At 69.1% G+C, this 17,986-nt stretch carries 17 protein-coding genes; 9 read left to right on the plus strand and 8 right to left on the minus strand.

The annotated features are described in order from the left end of the window. Positions 1-55: 55 nt before the first annotated feature. The 7 genes from thrC (at position 56) to AAY78_RS05130 (ending at position 9,410) form a co-directional block, all read left to right on the plus strand. On the plus strand, positions 56-1,459 hold the full coding sequence (thrC, locus tag AAY78_RS05100) for a threonine synthase (RefSeq protein ID WP_046747267.1): 1,404 nt from the start codon (positions 56-58) through the stop codon (positions 1,457-1,459). Positions 1,460-1,712: 253 nt separating this feature from the next. Next, the gene (locus AAY78_RS05105; RefSeq protein ID WP_046747268.1) at positions 1,713-3,053 is read left to right on the plus strand and encodes a purine-cytosine permease family protein; all 1,341 of its coding nucleotides are present in this window, start codon (positions 1,713-1,715) and stop codon (positions 3,051-3,053) included. 42 nt (positions 3,054-3,095) lie between these two features. After that, on the plus strand, positions 3,096-4,643 hold the full coding sequence (locus tag AAY78_RS05110) for a hydantoinase/oxoprolinase N-terminal domain-containing protein (protein WP_046747269.1): 1,548 nt from the start codon (positions 3,096-3,098) through the stop codon (positions 4,641-4,643). Position 4,644: 1 nt separating this feature from the next. Further along, positions 4,645-5,745, plus strand: coding sequence for a DUF917 domain-containing protein (locus AAY78_RS05115; protein WP_046747270.1), 1,101 nt, complete (start codon positions 4,645-4,647; stop codon positions 5,743-5,745). Further along, the gene (locus AAY78_RS05120) at positions 5,742-6,860 is read left to right on the plus strand and encodes a DUF917 domain-containing protein (protein WP_046747271.1); all 1,119 of its coding nucleotides are present in this window, start codon (positions 5,742-5,744) and stop codon (positions 6,858-6,860) included. The genes AAY78_RS05115 and AAY78_RS05120 overlap by 4 nt, the downstream gene beginning before the upstream one ends. 10 nt (positions 6,861-6,870) lie before the next feature. After that, on the plus strand, positions 6,871-7,899 hold the full coding sequence (locus tag AAY78_RS05125; RefSeq protein WP_046747272.1) for an S-methyl thiohydantoin desulfurase domain-containing protein: 1,029 nt from the start codon (positions 6,871-6,873) through the stop codon (positions 7,897-7,899). Then, positions 7,896-9,410 (plus strand): PucR family transcriptional regulator, encoded by a 1,515-nt coding sequence (locus AAY78_RS05130; protein WP_046747273.1) that lies wholly within the window; start codon positions 7,896-7,898, stop codon positions 9,408-9,410. Before AAY78_RS05125 ends, AAY78_RS05130 begins: the two co-directional genes overlap by 4 nt. 12 nt (positions 9,411-9,422) lie before the next feature. Here the strand turns inward: AAY78_RS05130 and AAY78_RS05135 are convergent, their stop codons facing one another. The 3 genes from AAY78_RS05135 to AAY78_RS05145 form a co-directional block, all read right to left on the minus strand. Next, positions 9,423-9,836 carry a VOC family protein gene (locus tag AAY78_RS05135; RefSeq protein WP_046747274.1) on the minus strand — a complete coding sequence of 138 codons (414 nt, stop codon included), beginning with the start codon at positions 9,834-9,836 and terminating at the stop codon, positions 9,423-9,425. 85 nt (positions 9,837-9,921) lie between these two features. Continuing rightward, on the minus strand, positions 9,922-10,188 hold the full coding sequence (locus AAY78_RS05140) for a thioredoxin family protein (protein ID WP_046747275.1): 267 nt from the start codon (positions 10,186-10,188) through the stop codon (positions 9,922-9,924). A gap of 85 nt (positions 10,189-10,273) precedes the next feature. Next, positions 10,274-11,014 carry an SDR family oxidoreductase gene (locus AAY78_RS05145; protein WP_046747276.1) on the minus strand — a complete coding sequence of 247 codons (741 nt, stop codon included), beginning with the start codon at positions 11,012-11,014 and terminating at the stop codon, positions 10,274-10,276. 112 nt (positions 11,015-11,126) lie between these two features. Between AAY78_RS05145 and AAY78_RS05150 the strand changes: the two genes are divergently transcribed. After that, complete coding sequence (locus AAY78_RS05150) at positions 11,127-12,473, plus strand: M20/M25/M40 family metallo-hydrolase (RefSeq protein WP_082108589.1); 1,347 nt, start codon at positions 11,127-11,129, stop codon at positions 12,471-12,473. A gap of 55 nt (positions 12,474-12,528) precedes the next feature. Next, the gene (locus tag AAY78_RS05155) at positions 12,529-13,989 is read left to right on the plus strand and encodes an MFS transporter (RefSeq protein ID WP_046747277.1); all 1,461 of its coding nucleotides are present in this window, start codon (positions 12,529-12,531) and stop codon (positions 13,987-13,989) included. Positions 13,990-13,992: 3 nt separating this feature from the next. Here the strand turns inward: AAY78_RS05155 and AAY78_RS05160 are convergent, their stop codons facing one another. From AAY78_RS05160 to AAY78_RS05180, 5 genes are all read right to left on the minus strand, one after another. Then, a complete protein-coding gene (locus AAY78_RS05160) occupies positions 13,993-14,817 on the minus strand; it encodes an acyl-CoA thioester hydrolase/BAAT C-terminal domain-containing protein (protein WP_046747278.1) in 825 nt (274 codons plus the stop codon). Between the two features lie 2 nt (positions 14,818-14,819). Beyond that, the gene (locus AAY78_RS05165) at positions 14,820-15,131 is read right to left on the minus strand and encodes a hypothetical protein (RefSeq protein ID WP_231589660.1); all 312 of its coding nucleotides are present in this window, start codon (positions 15,129-15,131) and stop codon (positions 14,820-14,822) included. A 150-nt stretch (positions 15,132-15,281) separates the two neighbouring features. Beyond that, entirely contained in the window at positions 15,282-16,451 is a 1,170-nt protein-coding gene (locus AAY78_RS05170; protein WP_046747280.1) for an RtcB family protein, read from the minus strand. A gap of 275 nt (positions 16,452-16,726) precedes the next feature. Then, a complete protein-coding gene (locus AAY78_RS05175) occupies positions 16,727-17,131 on the minus strand; it encodes a VOC family protein (protein WP_046747281.1) in 405 nt (134 codons plus the stop codon). Positions 17,132-17,164: 33 nt separating this feature from the next. Next, positions 17,165-17,932 (minus strand): siderophore-interacting protein, encoded by a 768-nt coding sequence (locus tag AAY78_RS05180; protein WP_046747282.1) that lies wholly within the window; start codon positions 17,930-17,932, stop codon positions 17,165-17,167. Positions 17,933-17,986: the final 54 nt, after the last annotated feature.

The following is a 17,986-nucleotide window of genomic DNA, read 5'->3' on the forward strand; positions in this document are numbered from 1 at the left end:
GACGGGGAACACCCTGCGAGAATGGACGGGCCGAGTCCCGAGCCGAGGAGCCAACGTGCAGTTCATCTCCACCCGCGGCGGCATGCAGCCGCAGTCGTTCAGCGAGACGCTTCTGGAGGGCCTCGCGCCCGACGGCGGACTGGCGGTGCCCGAGGTCATGCCGACTGTCGATGGCGAGACGCTCGAGCGCTGGCGTGCGCTGACGTATCCGCAACTCGCGACCGAGGTGCTCGGGCTGTTCGCCACCGACATCCCCCGTGCAGACCTGGCCAGGATGACGGATGCCGCGTACGCCGACTTCCCCGACGGTGTGGTGCCGCTGCGCGCGATCGACGACGACCTGACGCTCGTCGGGCTCTCCGAAGGCCCGACGCTCGCGTTCAAGGACATGGCCATGCAGTTCCTCGGCCAGGTGCTCGAGTACACGCTGGAGCGCAACGACGCGGTGCTCAACATCCTCGGCGCCACCTCGGGAGACACCGGCTCGGCGGCGGAGCACGCGCTGCGTGGCAAGGAGCGCGTCGCCGTGTTCATGCTGTCGCCGCAGGGCCGCATGAGCGCGTTCCAGCGGGCGCAGATGTTCTCGCTCGATGACGCGAACGTGCACAACATCGCGGTCGAAGGCGTCTTCGACGACTGCCAGAACCTCGTGAAGAAGCTCGCGGGCGACCTCGACTTCAAGCGCGCCCAGCACCTGGGCGCGGTGAACTCCATCAACCTCGCACGCATCACGGCGCAGACCGTCTACTACTTCTGGGCCTGGCTGCGGGCGACCGATGCCGGAGGCTGGACAGAGCTGTCGTTCACAGTGCCCTCCGGGAACTTCGGCAACATCCTGTCCGGTTTCTTCGCGAAGCAGATGGGACTCCCGATCCGTCGCCTCGTGCTCGCCGCGAACGAGAACAACGTGCTGGACGAGTTCTTCCGCACGGGCGTCTACCGACCGCGCAGCGCCGCCCAGACCCTCGCCACGTCGAGTCCCTCGATGGACATCTCGAAGGCGTCCAACCTGGAGCGCTTCATCTTCGAGCTCGTCGGCCGCGACCCCGCTCGCGTTGTCGGCGCCTGGGACGATCTGGAGGCGCAGGGCCACTTCGACTTCTCCGCCGACAAGGAGCGCTTCCTCGAAGAGTTCGGCATCGTCAGCGGCACGTCTACGCACGCGGATCGACTGGCGACCATCCGCGCGGTGTACGAGGCGACCGGCGAGGTCATCGACCCGCACACGGCCGACGGTGTCAAGGTCGCCCGCGAGTATGTCGAGCCCGGCGTGCCGATGCTCGTGCTCGAGACCGCGAAGCCCGAGAAGTTCGCAGAGACGATCCACGAGGCCATCGGTGTCGAGCTCGGCTACGCGCCGGAGCTGCAGGAGATGCTCGACGCGCCTCAGCACGTCACCGAGATGGGCGACGACGAACAGGCCCTGCGCACCTTCATCGAGACCAACGCGCTGCACTGACTCCACGCGCCCCAGGCCGTCCTCGAGACCCACGCCTGGTGCCGAGACCCACTCCTGCCCGCGTCGGCAGGAGTGGGTCTCGGCGTCGAGCGTGGGTCTCGGCGTTGAGGCAGGTGGGATAGCGAGGCGAGAAACCTGAGGTGTGCGACCTGCACATCCTCGCGTGATTCTCGTGCGATATGCACATGTCGGGGCCGTGGGAAGCGTCGCTACTGTGGCGCACAACCCGTCCTCCTCCTCCCGAAGGATCCTCATGGCACGCACGGCGCACGCAGACGACTTCGCGCTCTCCCGAGTGACTCCGGAGGCCCGCAAACCCTGGTTCGGAATCGCCGTGCAGCGATTCGGACAGGTCTCGGCCCTCTCGCAGTTCCTCCTCGGCGCGACCCTCGGCTACAGCATGACCTTCGGCGAGGCCGTCCTCGCCTTCCTGTTCGGCTCGCTCATCCTCGAGGTGATCATGTGCGTGGTCGGCTTCATCGGCCAGCGCGAAGGCCTGAACACCGCACTCCTCGCCCGCTGGACCGGCTTCGGCGAGATCGGCGCCTCGCTGGTCGGCCTCGCGATCGGCATCAGCCTGATCGGCTGGTTCGGCATCCAGTCGGCCATCTCCGCCCAGTCTCTCGACGCGCTCATGCCCGGTGCCCTGCCGGTGTGGGCCTGGAGCCTCATCTTCGGTCTCGCCGTCACCGCGATCGTGGCCTTCGGCTTCGTGGGGATGCAGTGGCTCGCGAACATCACCGTGCCGCTGTTCCTCATCCTGGTCGGCTGGTCGGTCATCTCCGAGCTCACCCGCCACGACATCGGCGAGCTGCTCACCGGTCCTGCCCCTGGTCCGACCATGAGCGTCTGGGCCGGGACCGGCATCGTCGCCGGCGGTCTCATCGTCGGCGCGATCATCACCGGTGACATGACCCGCTTCAACCGCTCCCGCGCCGACGTCATCAAGCAGACCGTGGTCGGCGTCTCGCTCGGCGAGTTCGTGATCGGCCTCGCCGGCGTGCTGCTCGCCCACGCGGCCGCCAGCGGCGACATCGTCGCGATCGTGACCTCGTCGGTCGGCTTCATCGGTCTGTTCATCGTGCTCACCGGCACCCTGAAGATCAACGACTGGAACCTGTACTCCTCCACGCTGGGACTGGTGAACTTCATCTCGACCGCGTTCGGCAAGAACCTGCACCGCGTCACGACGACGATCGTGCTGGGCGTCGTCGGGTCCGTGCTCGCCGCAGTCGGCATCCTCGGCCAGTTCACCGAGTTCCTGATCGTGCTCAGCGTCGCATTCCCGCCGATCGCCGGGATCATGGTCGCCGAGTACTACATCGTGCGTCGCTGGCGCCCCGAGCTCGACGCCACCCGAGAAGCCGGCACATTGCCGGCGACGGCACCGCGCATCGTGCCCGCGACCATCGTCGTCTGGCTCGTCTCGGCACTCGTCGGATACTTCGTCACGTGGGGCATCCCGTCCCTGCTCAGTCTCTTCCTCTCCATGGTGCTGTACATCGTGGCGGGCAAGCTCGGCTGGGTGCGCGGGGTCGGAGTCGCCACGACGCGACAGGCGGCCCCGATCGAAGAAGCGGCAGCAGCGGCCTGACCGGCCCCGAGACAGACATCCCCTCACCGGAAAGCGAGAATCATGCACATCGGCATCGACGTCGGCGGCACCAACACCGATGCCGTCCTCATGGACGGCACCCGCACCCTGGCGGGGGTGAAGCACTCGACCACACCCGATGTGACGAGCGGCATCATCCAGGCGATCGAGGATCTGCGGGTCGGACACGCCTTCGCCGGTGCGGACATCGACGCCGTGATGATCGGCACGACGCACTTCATCAACGCCCTGGTGCAGGCCAGCCGTCTCGCGCCCGTCGCCGCCCTGCGCCTCGGACTTCCGGCGACGCGCGCACTGCCGCCGCTGGTCGACTGGCCGGAGGTGCTGGTCGAGGCGACCCAGGCCCGCAGCTACCTCGCGCACGGTGGCTACGAGTTCGACGGCAGGCCGATCTCGCCCCTCGACCCCGAGGAGATCCGCGCCCACGCCGAGGATATGAAGGCGCACGGCATCCGCTCGGTCGCCATCTCCTCGGTCTTCAGCCCGGTCAACCACGACCTCGAAGTGCAGGCCGCCGAGATCGTCGCGTCGGTGCTGGGGGATGATGCCGCCATCTCGTTGTCGCACGAGATCGGACGGATCGGGCTGCTGGAGCGCGAGAACGCGACGATCATCAACGCCGCGCTCCGTGAGCTCGCCTCCGAGATCGTCGACGGGCTCACCTCGGCGGTGCGTGCCCAGGGCATCGAGGCGCCGATCTTCCTCAGCCAGAACGACGGCACGCTCATGGACGAGGAGTACGTGCGCCGCTACCCGGTCGCCACCTTCGCCTCCGGACCGACGAACTCGATGCGCGGAGCAGCGGCCACCAGCGGTCTCGACGACTGTGCCGTGATCGATGTCGGCGGCACGACCGCCGACATCGGACTGCTGATCAACGGCTTCCCCCGGGAGACGGCGAACGAGGTGAAGGTCGCCGGCATCCGCACCAACTTCCGGATGCCGGACGTGCTCTCCCTCGGCATCGGCGGCGGCAGCATCGTCGATGAGGAGACCGCGGAGGTCGGACCGGCATCGGTGGGGTACCGGCTGACCACCGAGGCCCTGGTCTTCGGCGGTTCCACGCTCACCGCCACGGACATCGCGGTGGCCGCGGGTCGCGCCCAGGTGGGCGATGCGAGCAGGGTCGCACACCTCGACCCCGTGTTCGTGCAGCGAGTGCTCGCCCGCATCGCCGAGCGCGTTTCCGAAGCAGTCGACCGCATGCGCACCTCGCCGGAGCCCATCGCCGTGGTGGCCGTCGGCGGCGGATCCATCCTGCTCCCCGACGAGCTGCCCCTGTTCGGCACCGTGCACCGACCGGAGAACTACGCGGTCGCGAACGCCATCGGCGCATCGATCGCCCAGGTCGGCGGCGAGATCGACAAGGTCTACGCGATCGAGCCCGGTCGTCGCGATGAGACGATCGCCGAAGTCCGCGCGGAAGCTGTCGACAAGGCGATCGCGGCGGGTGCGAAACCCTCGACGGTATCGATCATCGACTTCGACGAGGTTCCGATCCCGTACCTCCCCGGCAACGCCACGCGCATCCGCGTGAAGGCCGTCGGCGACCTCGACATGGGGGCGTGACATGAGCTGGACCATCACGTCTGCGCACATCGACGGACTCGCCCGCGGTGCTGCCGTCCTCGGCACGGGTGGGGGCGGAGACCCCTACATCGGAGCACTCCTCGCCCGTCAGGCGCTGGCCGCCGGTGAGGTCACGGTCGTGGGCCTCGACGAGGTGCCGGACGACGCTCTCGTGCTGTTCGTCGCGATGATGGGCGCACCGACCGTCATGGTGGAGAAGCTGCCGAGTCTCGCCGAGGTCGTCGAGCCGGTCAAGGCGCTCAGCATCCATCTCGGCCGTCCGATCACCCACATCGCGTGCGCCGAGGTCGGCGGAGTCAACTCGACCATCCCGATCGCGGCCGCCGCAGCACTCGGTCTGCCGCTCGTCGACGCCGACGGGATGGGACGGGCCTTCCCCGAGCTGCAGATGGTGCTCCCTACCCTCTACGGGGTGACCGCCTCCCCTCTCGCGTTCAGCGACGAGAAGGGCAACACCGGCGTGCTGCAGACGGTCGACAACTCCTGGACGGAGCGCATCGCCCGCGTGGCCTGCGTGGAGATGGGCTGCTCGGTCATGATCTCCGGGTTCTCGATGTCGGGTTCCGCCGCACGTGAGTCGCTGGTGGCGGGCTCGCTCTCCCGATGCATCGAGATCGGCGAGCGCATCACGGCGGCGCGGGACGCGAAGACGGACCCGGTCGAGGGCGTCGTCGATCTGCTCGGCGGGTGTGAGCTGTTCGACGGCAAGGTGGTCGACGTGCACCGGGCCACCACGACCGGCTTCGCCCGGGGACGCGCGCGCATCGACGGCGACGGCGGGGCGACGCTGACCCTGCAGTTCCAGAACGAGCATCTGGTGGCGGAAGCCGACGGCGTCGTCCTCGCGACCACGCCCGACCTGATCATGGTGCTCGACGGCGAGTCGGGTGAGCCGATCACGACCGAGGCGCTGCGCTACGGACAGCGGGTGCGGGTGATCGCGGCTCCGGCCGACGAGCGCTGGCATTCGCAGGCGGCGCTCGCGATGGTCGGCCCCGGGTACTTCGGGTACGACATGGATGCGCACCGCTTCGACGGCAGCGTCTCCGTCGGAACCGCTGCGGCGGGAGCCGCCGTATGAGCTGGCAGCTCACGGCCGCCGACCTGCCCGACCTCGCCAGGGGCGCGACGCTGCTCGGTACCGGTGGGGGAGGCGATCCGTACATCGGCAAGATGCTCGTCGAGCGCGTTCTCGGCGAGGGCAGCATCACGATCCTCGACCCGGACGAGCTCCCCGACGATCTGTTCGTGATCCCGACCGCGCAGATGGGGGCGCCGACCGTGATGATCGAGAAGATCCCCGCGGGCACGGAGCCCACGCTGGCTCTGCGCACGCTCGAAGAGCACCTGGGGCGCAAGGCCGATGCGACGATGCCGATCGAATGCGGTGGCATCAACTCCATGATCCCGCTCATCGTCGCCGCGGAGACCGGGCTTCCCGTGGTCGACGCCGACGGCATGGGACGGGCGTTTCCCGAGCTGTCGATGGAGACCTTCGCCGTGTACGGCGTGCACGGATCGCCTCTCGCCCTCGCCGGCGAACGGGGCGAGAAGGTCGTGATCGACACGGGCGACGACGACCGGCAGATGGAGTGGCTCGCCCGCGGGATCACCATCCGTCTCGGCGGCGTCGGGCACATCGCCGAGTACGCGATGACCGGAGCCGACGTGCGGAGGACGGCCGTGCCACGCACGATCTCGATGGCGCTCGCGCTCGGTCGCGCGATCCGCCTCGCCCGCGAGGAGCATCGCTCGCCGTTCGAGGCGATCGCCCGCACGCTCTCGACCACCCTGTACCCGCACCTGCGCGAACTCTGCGTCGGCAAGGTCGTCGACGTCGAACGCCGCACGACCGAGGGATTCGCGAAGGGGCGAGCCGTCATCGCACCGCTGGGCGCGGACGAGGGCGACACGTTCGAGATCTCGTTCCAGAACGAGAACCTCATCGCGCACCGCGGCGAGACGCTCGTCGCGATCGTCCCCGACCTGATCTGCGTGGTCGATCACGAGACGGCCGAGCCCATCACGACGGAAGGGCTCCGGTACGGTCAGCGCGTCCGGGTAATGGGTATCTCCACTCCGGAGATGATGCGCACGCCCGATGCCCTCGCCGCCTTCGGACCTTCGGCGTTCGGCCTCGCAGCGGAGTTCGCTCCGATCGAAGCGCTGGCCGCGGGTGAGGGCGTTTCTCCCTAGGCTGGAGCGCATGATGCTGCAGCGCGACGACCTCACGGCGCTCGCCCGCGGCTATGCGCTCCTCGGCTCCGGCGGCGGTGGCTCGACGACCATGCTCGAGCTGATGCTCGCCGGAGCCGAGGGCTGGCCGATCGAGGTCTCACCGGTCGCGGCGCTGGACCCGGCAACGCCATGCCTGGGGGTCGCCTTCGTCGGCTCCACGATGCTGCTCGGTGAGCGGCTCCCCGGGGCGAACCCGTTCGCCCGGCTGCTGGGCGCGGTCGAACGCTGGATCGGCCATCCGGTGCCGGCCGTCTGCTCTCTCGAGGGCGGGGGCATGAACGGCCTCGCTCCGCTGACGCTCGCAGGTTCACACGTGATCGTCGACGCGGACTGCACCGGTCGCGCAGTGCCCGGCCTCGACCAGATGTCGCTGTTCGTGGATCAGGTGCCCGGTCTCGTGTTCGCGTGCGACACGGGGTCCGACGGCGTCGCGCTCGTCGAGGCGCACCGCGCGATCGACGCCGAGAGGGTGGTGCGGTCGGCGATCGTCCAGGCGGGCGGGGTCGGATGTGCCGTGCTCGGCGGGTTCACGGTCGGCGATCTGACGGAGCACGCGATCGGTGGACACCTCGCCTACGCGCTCGAACTGGGCCGGGCCTACCTCGCAGCCTCGGCAGCACCCCTCCCTCTGCTCGCGGACGTCCTCGGGGCGGAACTGCTCGCCGAGGGTCGCATCATCTCGGTATCGCCCTGGGCGCACGATCCACACGTGAACGCGGTGGAGATCAGCGGTCTCACCGGCGCAGTCCATCGCGTGGTCAGCCGCTCCGAGACCCTCGCGGTGCTCACGGATGGCCGTCTCGTGGCGTCGGCGCCGGAGATCATCGTGGTCGTCGACGCGATATCGCGCGAGATCCTCGAGGTGACCGAGCTCCGGCTCGCGCGCACGGTGGCGGTGCTCGCGATCCCGGCGCCTCCCTGGTGGAACGCCAGAGCGGACCGACGCGCGAAGGTGCTGCCCTCGGCGTACGGCCTCGAGGGTGTGGACGCCGCGTGAACGAGAGACTGCAACTGAGCGCGCTGCTCGCCCACTCCGAGAACGGCGCCCTCAGGCGTGTCGCCGGACCCGTGGATGCACTGTGGGATGCCGTCGCGGTGGGGGCGAGTGAGGCAGAGCTGGTCGAAGCCGGCACCGGCCGACTCGCGATCATCACGGCGGCAGCGCCGACATCGACCTGGCAGCAGGATGCACTGCTGCGCCGCCTGCGTGATCGCGGGTACTCGGGGCTCGCCCTCCCCGGAGCCGCCTCGTTCGACGCGGGCGCGTTCCGCCTCGCAGACCGTATCGGCCTCTGCCTGCTCGATGTCGAGCGACCGATCCAGCTCGCGAGGGCCTGCTGGATGCTGATCGAGGCGCGGGATGCGTTGACGCTCAGTCAGGTGCGCAAGGTCGCCCAGTCCTTCGAGTACGCCGCCGATGACCTGGCCGACCTGCTCGGCCACATCGCCGCGAACCTCGGCGTCGGAGCTGCGCTGATCGACTCGTCCGGCGTGCTCCAGGAGGCGGGTGCTCACCTGGACGAGCGGCTGCACGCCGCGATCGGCTTCGAATCCTGGCTGGATCGGACGAGCATCGGGGATGCTGCGGCCGCATCGGTGCGCGTGGACAGCCCGGGGCGCAGCGGTCTGCGGCTCGTGCTGTTCGGTCGGGGGCTCGGCGAGGCGCAGGTGCAGTCGCTGTCCGTCGCGGCCGAGGTCGCGATGCCCGCCGTCGCCGCACGCATCCTGATCGACGAGGTGGCGGCCGTGAACGACGTCGCGGTGTCGTCCGGACTGCTGCGGGACTTCGTCGACCTGCACGGTGCGGCGGATGCCGACGTCGAACGACGGATGCTCGAGCGCGGGTGGCGCACCAGCGGACATCACCTCGGCTTCCGGATGGTGGCACGGGGCCGCCTCGACTCCTTCTCGCTGCTGCGTACGGTCAGCGCCGGCCTCAGCGCCATCGACGGCGAGGCGCATGCGACGACGGCCGGTCGTGGACTGAGCGGGTGGCTGACCTTCGCCGAGTCGCCGGATCCGGATCAGGTGGAGCGGGCCGTCGCCGCTCTGCGGGACCTGCATCTCGGGGTGCTGCGCGATTTCACCGTCGCCACCGGGGTCGGCTCGCTCCAGGGCGGTTCGGAAGGCCTCGCAACGACGCTCGACGAGGCGGGCGACGCGGCGCGCATCGCGGCATCGCGGTCAGCGACGGGATGGTTCGTACGGGTGGACAGTCTCGGACTGGAGCAGCTCCTTCTCGCGTGGACCGGCAACGACACGTTCGTTCCCGCGGCGGAATCGCTGTTGGCTCCGCTGCGGGAGGGAGGCGGCGAACTGCTCGTCACGCTCTCGGCCTACCTCGACCACGAATCGGGCATCGCCGCGACCGCGGCTGCGCTGGGCCTGCACCGCAACACCGTGACCATGCGGATCAGACGCGTGCAGGAGCTTCTCGGGATCGATCTGACCGACCCGGAGGCGCGCCTCGCCCTGCACCTCGCGTGTCGTGCCGTGCAGCCGCGTTGAGCCGGGGAGTCTTCATTCCTCCGGGTCGCCGTGCAGCATCCACGGGATGCCGAACCGGTCCACGAGCATCCCGAACAGGCCGCCCCATGGGGGCATGTCGAGCGGCATGGTGATCGTCGCCCCGTCCGAGAGCCCGTCCCACACGGCGCGGGTGGTCTCCTGCGAGTTCCCGCTCAGCGAGACCGAGAACCCCTGCGGCTTCTCGTAGGGCATGCCGTCGGGGGTGTCCGAGGCCATCAGCACCAGACCGTCCGGAGTGTCCAGCTGCGCATGCATGATGAGGTCCCGCTGGCTCGGATCCTGCACCATGTCGGGGAACTCCCCGAACGTGTTCACCACGAGGTCGCCCCCGAGGACGCGCTGATAGAACTCCATCGCCGCGCGGGCCTCGGTGCGGAAGGACAGGTACGGGTTGAGAGCGGGCATGAGAACTCCAGGAGGCTGACACGGACGACACGGCCGGCGCCGCTGAGGCTCAGTCTGCGCCGCGGTCGTCGTGCCCGCAAGAGGTTCAGGCCGGGAGCGCTCTGACCGCGGCGGTGAGTACCTGCGGCACGGTCGGGACGCCGGCGGCGCGGAACACTTCGAGGCCACTGGCGTCGCGGATGATCACCGTCGGTGTGACCTCGATGTCGAGTCTCTCGGCGGTATCCGGGTCTCGCGCGACGTCGATCTCCGTGATGGTCGTGTCGGGAAGGAAGCGTGCCGCCTCGGCCAGCACGGTCCTGGTCCGTGCACACGCGCCGCAGAACGACGACGACACCAGGGTCAGTTCCATCCGCACCTCCTCGGACGCTCTCGCGTCATCACCACAGGTGCAACCTCCGCCCGGTTCGTCGTGTTCCCCGACCGGCTCCAGGACACTATTGCGCGGCGAGCCACTCGGCGAAGCCCTGGTGCCCGAGGTCGGCGTCGGGGCCGGGGAGCGCATGGCCCGCCCTCATCCCCGCCATCTGCGGCCCCGGCACGTTCACGGTGGGCACCCAGCCGCGGTATCCGCGACGTCGAGCGAAAGCGCGGACCATGTCGGACAGCTGCTCCTCGCGGGGTCCGGCGAGGTCGCGTACCCGGCCCTGCGGTTCCGCCCCTGCCAGTGCCGCGAGACGCGCGCCCACCTCACGGGCTGCCACAGGCTGGGTGCGGGCGTTCGGGGCGAGGTGGAGTGGTCCGAGCTTCGCCCGCTCGAACATCTGCCCGGCGAACTCGTGGAACTGCGTCGCTCGCAGAATCGTCGACGGCACGCGGGATCCCTCGACGATCTTCTCCTGGGCGATCTTGCCGGCGTAGTAGTCGTACGGGATGCGGTCGATCCCGACGATCGACAGCAGCACGAGATGTCCGACACCCGCGTCGGCAGCCGCAGCGGACAGGTTCCCGGCCGCCGCGGTGAAGAACTCGATCGCCGTGCTCGCCTTGAGGGTCTCGACGCTCACGACATCGATCACCGCATCCGCGTCGGCGAGTGCCTCACCCACGCCCTGCCCGGTCACGAGGTCCACTCCTCGGGATCGGCTGAGGACGACGGCGTCGTGATCGGCCGATTGCAGCGCCTCGACCGTGTGTCGACCGACGGTCCCGGTTCCTCCTGCGACGGCGATCCTCATGTGCGTTCTCCTTCGTCTCGGTCCATCCTCGTCTTTTTCGCCGAGCCGGACGAGCGCGAACGCAGTCGGAAGGCTCGCGATGAGCGGATCCGCCGCTGGGTACGATGGCGCTGTGACCACATCGACCGTGCGCCCCGGCATCGCCGAGAGGCTTTCGCAGATGATCCGGATCCCGACGGTGTCGGCCGAACTCGATGAACGCGGCTCGGCTCCGTTCGAGGAGTTCGTCGCGCTGATCGCCGAGCTCTACCCGTTGACGCACGAGAGGCTGCGTCTGGAACGGCACACCGAATTCGGCCTGCTGTTCCACTGGAAAGGGAGCGGGAGCGCTGCGGCGGACGAGGGGCCCGTCGTGCTGATGGCGCACTACGACGTCGTCCCCGTCGACGAGAGCGACGCCTGGACGCACCCGCCCTTCGCGGGCGTGATCGCCGGCGGATCGGTCTACGGTCGAGGTGCTCTCGACGACAAGGGGCCGCTGATCGTGATCCTGGAGGCGGTCGAGAATCTGCTCGCCGACGAGTTCGTCCCGCCCCGCGACGTGTACCTCTCCTTCGGCGGCAATGAGGAGACGTACGGACGCGCCGCCGAGGAGATCGCGCGGGTGCTGCGCGACCGGGGAATCGTCCCCTGGCTCGTCGTCGACGAGGGCGGTGCCGTCGTCGATGCGCCCTTGCCGTTCGTTCCCGGACGGGCCGCGATGATCGGTGTCGGCGAGAAGGGTGTGATGACCCTGCGGCTCTCTGCACGGGGCGAAGGCGGCCACGCCTCGGCCCCGCCGACCCTCACGGCGGTCCGCCGCATCGCCAGGGCTGTCGACCGACTCGGCCCGACGACCTTCCGCCCCCGTGCCTCGAAGGCGATCCTCCGGATGCTGTCGCAGTTGGCCGCGCAGACGCCGGGCACGGCTCGCCACCTGCTGCGGTTCCTCGGCTCTGCGCCGCTGCTGACCGCGCAGATCTTCGCCGCGCTGGGTGGTGAACCGGCCGCTCTCGTGCGCACGACCGTCGCGCCGACGATGCAGTCCGGAGGAACCGCGGCGAACGTGCTGCCGTCGCAGGCTTCGGCTACCGTCAACCTGCGCATCGCGCTCGGGGAGACCACGCAGCAGACGGCGTTCCGGGTGCGCCGGCGGGTCCGCGATCCGCTCGTCGCGGTCGAGGTCGTCGAAGCGAGCGAACCGTCGCCGGAATCATCGACCGATAACGCTCAATTCGCTCTGCTGGCCGACGCGCTCGAGGTCGCGTTCCCCGGCGTGCCTGCCGTCCCGTATGTGATGATGGCGGCCACCGACTCGCGACACTTCCATCGCTTCTCACCCGCGGTCTATCGGTTCGCGCCGCTGGACATGTCGAATGCGCAGCGCGCGTCGATCCACGGCGTCGACGAGAGCGTGGAGATCGCCGCGCTGGAACGGGGAGAGCGGTTCCACAGGGCGCTGCTCGAACGGCTAGGGTGATCTCACCCTCCCCTCGGAGCCTGCCGGGGGACCCGAAGCAGAAGCAGGAGACGCGATGACGCGCACCCGCACCCTGGGCACCCTCGCCGTCGTGGTCGGCTTCCTCGCCTTCGTGGAGTTCACGAGCGGTGTGCTGCAGGGGTACTACACCCCGATGCTCACGGACATCGCCCGCCATCTGGGCATCCACGACGCCGACGTGAACTGGCTCGAGGGCACGCAGCTGATGCTGTCGGCACTCGTCGTCCCGGCCTTCGCCAAGCTGGGCGACATGGTCGGGCACAAACGCATGCTGCTCATCTCCACCGCGGTCACGGCGGCTGCGGCGCTGGTGCTGCCCTTCACCGATTCGTTCCCGGTGTTCCTCGCCGCGTGGGCGCTGATGGGCTTCTACGTCGTCTGGCTTCCACTCGAGATCGCCCTGATCTGGTCGCGTTCGCGCCGCATGGAGGGCCGTTCGTCGATCACCGCCAAGGCCGCGGGGCTGCTCGTCGCCGCTCTCGAGGGCGGCGCGATCATCGGCGCCCTGGTCGGCGGTGCGCTCATCGACGTGCTTCCCCTCACCATCGTGCTGCTGGTCCCGGCCGTGCTCATCGTGGTGTGCTTCTTCGTGATCCTCCTCGGGGTCAAGGAATCGCCGGAGCCCACCGGCGGTGTCTTCGACACGGTCGGCCTCGTGCTCATCTCTCTCGCCCTCGTCTGCTTCACCGGCGGGCTCAGCCTGCTCCGCCTGGAGGGCGGTCTGACCAACCCGTGGTCCTGGGCGGTGGTGATCCTCGGCGTGCTGCTCGTGGTCCCGTTCGTGCTCTGGGAGCTGCGCTGCGCAGACCCGCTGATCGACGTGCGCATGTTCCGCTCGCCCGCGCTCGGACCGGTGTTCCTCACGGCCGGGCTCTTCGGCGTCAGCGTGCTCGGCGCGCAGGCCCCGCTGTCGACGTTCGCGCGCACCGACCCATCGGTGTACGGCTACGGTCTGGGCACGACCGGCTTCGCCACCTCGTTGATCATCGGCGTCTACCTCATCGCCATGATCACGGGGGCGCTGCTGTTCCCGACGGTGGCGCGGCGTGCCACACCGCGGGTGACGCTGATGGGAGCGTCGATGCTGGTCGGCATCGGCTTCCTCCTCTTCCTGCCGTTCCACGGATCCTATGCGCAGGTCATCACGAACATGGTGGTCGTGGGGGTCGGGTCCGGGGCACTGGTCGCGGCGCTCCCCGCGGCGGCGGCCTCCGCGGCCCCGGCCACGCAGACCGGCGTCGCGACGGGCCTGACGAATTCGGTGAAGACCGTGGGCGGAGCGATCGCGTCGTGCGTCTTCGGCATCGCACTCCTGCACGGCGTCGCGAGCACCGCCGGCGCGACGGATGCCACCGCCGGTTCGCTCGCCGGGTACTTCACGGTGTGGATCGTCTGCGGGGTGACGGCGCTCGTCGCCGCCGTGATCCTCGTGTTCGTCCCGAAGACCGCATTCACCGATCGTGCCCCGGAGGTCGAGGTCGCGCCGGCGCTCTGAGCGTCAGGCCCGCAGGTGGAGCGCGTTCACGATCCGCGGCCATGCGAGGGCGCCGAGCTCCGCGTCGGCGGCGGGAGAGCCTCCCCGCGCCATCGTCACTCCTGCGGTCACGGCCGATTCGCCGGGGAGCAGCAGTCGGTGCCCCGCGTCCGGGTGAGTGATCACCGTCGTGTCCAGACCCTTCGCCGTGCGGCGTTCGACGAGCTCGCGGGCGAATCGGGTGCTGGGCCAGACCCGGTCGTCGCCGCCGGCGACGAGCACGACGACACCGTCGATGTCCTCCGCCCGGATCGCGGCGGCTGCGGCGGCCGAAGGGTCACGATCGACGCTCGACTCGTACAGAGCACGATACTCGGGCGGGTCGGTCGACGGCGTCCACGACGGAGCGAACGGGACGAACGGCATCGGGGTACCCCGACGGGTCCAGTGCGACGACCAGGTCCCCTCTGAGTTGCCAGCCCAGACGACAGAGGGCGGGGCGACGGCGACCGTCGCATCGATCGGGTGCAGGGACGCGGTCACCAGCGCCGCCTCCGCTCCGAACGATGTTCCGAAGATCGCCACGCGATCGGCGTCACGACGCAGCAACTCCACCTCTTCGACAAAGGTCTCGATCGGCACTTCGTGCGGGGCAGGGCGCTGGCTGATGCCGCCGAACCAGCGGATGGCCCTCACACGGGCGCCGTGCCGTGCCAGCATCTCCGCCCGCTCGACCTCCACACGCCCGCTGGATCCGGCGAGGAGCAGGACAGCCGTGCCGCACGGGTTCTCCGGGAAGGCATCGTGGCGGTCGGCCGGGTGCACCCCGATGCTGTGTCGAGGCGTCATCGTCACTCGCGGTCGAGGCCGAACGTGCGTTTGACGAGCGCCTGCACGTCGCGGTCGAGACCGTCGATGCGGGTGTTCACGGAATCGAAGCGGGTGTTCACGGAATCGAAGCGGGCATTCATCTCGGTGCGCAGCCCATCGATCTGGCCGTTCATCTCGGTGCGCAGTCCACCGATCTGGCCGTTCATCTCCGTACGCAGGCCCCCGATCTCGCTGCGGAGGATGCGGACGAACAATGTCGAGACGACGGTGAGCGTGCTGAACATCAGCACGGTGAACGACCCGATCATCGTCCAGATCTGCGCGTCGTTCATGACTCCCACTCCCTCATCGTCGCATCGATCCGGCAAGCCTGCCAGAGCGCAGGAGCCGAAGATATCGGTTGCCCACGATCCGTGGATGACACGCTCTCCGTCGCGTCGGTGCAGGAAGGACTGGGCGGGGGAGGCCCCGCCCAGTCCCAGTCAATCGCCCTTCACGTTGACGACCTGCCGCAGCGTGTGCCGGATCGACACGAGGCTCGCGGCATCCGCCATCACCCGGTCGATCGGCTTGTACGCCTGGGGGATCTCGTCGATGAACGCGTCGGTGTCACGGAACTCGATGCCGGCCATCGCCACACGTAGCTGCTCGTGAGTGAAAGTCCGTCGCGCCGCGGACCGCGAGTACTCCCGGCCGGCGCCGTGCGGCGAGGAGTTCAGCGACTGCGGGTCACCGAGCCCTTCCACCACGTACGAGGCGGTGCCCATCGATCCGGGGATCAGCCCCGGACGACCGGCGTCCGCCTGGATGGCGCCCTTCCGGGACACCCACACCTGCTTTCCGTAGTGCTTCTCCGACTCTGTGAAGTTGTGGTGGCAGTTGATCCGCTCCTGCTCCTCGACCGGAGTGCCGAGGAACTCCGACACCTGGCGGATGACCCGATCCATCATCTCCTCCCGGTTCAGCAGGGCGAAGTGCTGTGCCCACCGCAGCTCCCGGATGTATCGGGTGAACTCCGGTGTGCCTTCGACGAGATAGGCCAGGTCGGGGTCGGGGAGGTCGATCCACCACTGCTTCGCGAGCCGCTGCGCGACACCGATGTGGTGGCCGGCGATCTTGTTGCCGACGCCTCGCGACCCCGAGTGCAGGAACAGCCACACCCGGTCGAGCTCATCCACCGACACCTCGATGAAGTGGTTCCCGGATCCCAATGTGCCCAGCTGCAGGCGCCAGTTCCCGGCGTACTGTGCGGGGTCGAAACCGTTCTTCTCTGCCAGCTGCTCGAGCTCGGCGATGCGCGGCTCGGCTGTGGCCACGACCTTGCGGTTGTACCGGCCGGCCGACAGCGGGATGGCACGTTCGATCTGCTCCCGGAGCTCGGCGAGTTCGCGGCCGTCGAGGTCGCTCCTCGTGAACTGCGTGCGGACGGCGATCATGCCGCAGCCGATGTCGACGCCGACGGCGGCGGGGATGATCGCGCCGAGCGTCGGGATGACCGAGCCGACCGTCGCCCCCTTGCCGAGGTGCGCATCCGGCATCAGCGCCAGGTGCGGGTGGATGAACGGCATGCGGGCCGTGGTGTGCGCCTGAGCGAGTGTCTTCTCGTCGATCAGTGACGCCCACGACAGCAGCCGTGCGGAGAGCCTCTCCATGATTCCTTTCCTTGTGGTGGTGTTCAGCCACAGGTCAGGGGAGTCTCCAACGGAAGAACGCCCCGGACCTGACGGTACGGGGCGTTGCGAGAGCGGATGCTGTCACACGACGCGTGCCGGAGGGTACGACTCGTAGCGGTCATTGCGCTTGTGCTGAAGCTGCAAGACCGCGGCGATGGGGAGGTTCCGCTGCGCGGTCATCCGTCGACTCCTCGGCTGGTGTGCTGCACCGATCGGCACAGCTTTGCCACCCTAGGGGGCGACGCGCCCGGGAGTCAACTCGCCTCGCGAGGAGGGTTGTGCATGAACTCGATCCGGATGCCGTCGGGGTCTTCGACGAAGGAGGCGAAGTAGCGCTCCGAATAGCGGGGGTACTCCTTGGGCTCGCGCACGGCCGTCCAGCCGGAATCCACCGCGATCGCGTGCAGGCGTTCGACGTCGTCGCGCGAAGGCACCGCGAACGCGATGTGCTGCCAGCCCACGCGGCCGTGCCGGTGCGGAGTGGCGTCGTCATCCCAGGTGTAGAGGATGATCTCGGTCTCGTCGCCGTTGTTCCACGAGATCGAATGATCGTTCGCTCCGCCGCTGACATACCCGAGGGCGGAGAGCACGGGATGGAACTGCGCCCTGCCGCGTTCGAGGTCGGTCACGGTGATGCCGAGGTGATCCAGAAGTGCCATGTGCCGAGTCTCCCAGCAACGGCCGACGTCGCACTAGTGCGGCGCGTGGTACTCCGCCTCGCCGCGTTTCCAGTACCCCTTCACGACTGCTTTCGCACTGTCGACGCCCCACCGTTCGAGCAGTGCCCTGCCCGGCTTGACGATCGACTGCTCGGCGGCGACGAAGACGAACGGGTCGAGGCCGACCGTGTCATCGGCCGTCAGCCCCTCGAGGAAGGCGATGAGGGCGGAGCCGGAGGGCTTCTCTCCCCGGTGCAGCCACTCGACCTCGACCGGGGCCTCGACCTCGACCTCTCGGCCGGGGTTCACCGTCTCGATCACGATGCGTGCAGGAGCGCCGTCGGGGATGAGCGCGGCGAACCGTCGGATCGCGGGGATCGCCGTCTCGTCGCCGACCAGCAGCCACGATCCGGGCTCGCCGACCAGCACGGCCGCCCCGCGGGGGCCGCCGACGCCGATCGTGGATCCGAGGGGCGCGTTCGCCGCCCAGGGGGCGGCGACTCCCTGGTCGCCGTGCACCGCGAACTCGACGTCGAGCCAGTCGTCGCCCCAGGCGAGCGGCGTGTACTCGCGGCTGGGGGAGGCGCGCAGCTCCTCGACGGAATCCGTCGGGCCCGCGGGGAAGAACAGGCGCATGTGGTCGTCGGAACCGGGCGAATCGAAGCCGGCGAGATCCGAGCCGGTCAGTCGCACCCGCACGAAGTCCGGCGCCAGCCATTCACGCGTGCTCAGTGTGACGTTGCGGAAGCGCAGCTCGAGGCCGCGACGCTCGATCGAGAAACCGGATTTCGTATCGCTCATAAAGTAAGGCTAACCTAAATGGGACGGCGCGGGTGATCCCCGTGCGTCGCCCCG

It is taken from the genome of Microbacterium sp. Ag1 (assembly GCF_001005635.1).
GTDB classification, from domain to species: Bacteria; Actinomycetota; Actinomycetes; order Actinomycetales; family Microbacteriaceae; genus Microbacterium; species Microbacterium oxydans.

Bases quoted from the DNA above. Each gene is read 5' to 3' on its own strand.
- AAY78_RS05115 (WP_046747270.1), top strand. From the start codon at position 4,645: ATGAGCTGGACCATCACGTCTGCGCACATCGACGGACTCGCCCGCGGT.
- AAY78_RS05160 (WP_046747278.1), bottom strand. From the start codon at position 14,817: ATGACGCCTCGACACAGCATCGGGGTGCACCCGGCCGACCGCCACGAT.
- AAY78_RS05110 (WP_046747269.1), top strand. From the start codon at position 3,096: ATGCACATCGGCATCGACGTCGGCGGCACCAACACCGATGCCGTCCTC.
- AAY78_RS05155 (WP_046747277.1), top strand. From the start codon at position 12,529: ATGACGCGCACCCGCACCCTGGGCACCCTCGCCGTCGTGGTCGGCTTC.
- AAY78_RS05140 (WP_046747275.1), bottom strand. From the start codon at position 10,188: ATGGAACTGACCCTGGTGTCGTCGTCGTTCTGCGGCGCGTGTGCACGG.
- AAY78_RS05125 (WP_046747272.1), top strand. From the start codon at position 6,871: ATGATGCTGCAGCGCGACGACCTCACGGCGCTCGCCCGCGGCTATGCG.
- AAY78_RS05135 (WP_046747274.1), bottom strand. From the start codon at position 9,836: ATGCCCGCTCTCAACCCGTACCTGTCCTTCCGCACCGAGGCCCGCGCG.
- AAY78_RS05180 (WP_046747282.1), bottom strand. From the start codon at position 17,932: ATGAGCGATACGAAATCCGGTTTCTCGATCGAGCGTCGCGGCCTCGAG.
- AAY78_RS05120 (WP_046747271.1), top strand. From the start codon at position 5,742: ATGAGCTGGCAGCTCACGGCCGCCGACCTGCCCGACCTCGCCAGGGGC.
- AAY78_RS05105 (WP_046747268.1), top strand. From the start codon at position 1,713: ATGGCACGCACGGCGCACGCAGACGACTTCGCGCTCTCCCGAGTGACT.
- AAY78_RS05170 (WP_046747280.1), bottom strand. From the start codon at position 16,451: ATGGAGAGGCTCTCCGCACGGCTGCTGTCGTGGGCGTCACTGATCGAC.
- AAY78_RS05175 (WP_046747281.1), bottom strand. From the start codon at position 17,131: ATGGCACTTCTGGATCACCTCGGCATCACCGTGACCGACCTCGAACGC.
- AAY78_RS05145 (WP_046747276.1), bottom strand. From the start codon at position 11,014: ATGAGGATCGCCGTCGCAGGAGGAACCGGGACCGTCGGTCGACACACG.
- AAY78_RS05165 (WP_231589660.1), bottom strand. From the start codon at position 15,131: ATGAACGACGCGCAGATCTGGACGATGATCGGGTCGTTCACCGTGCTG.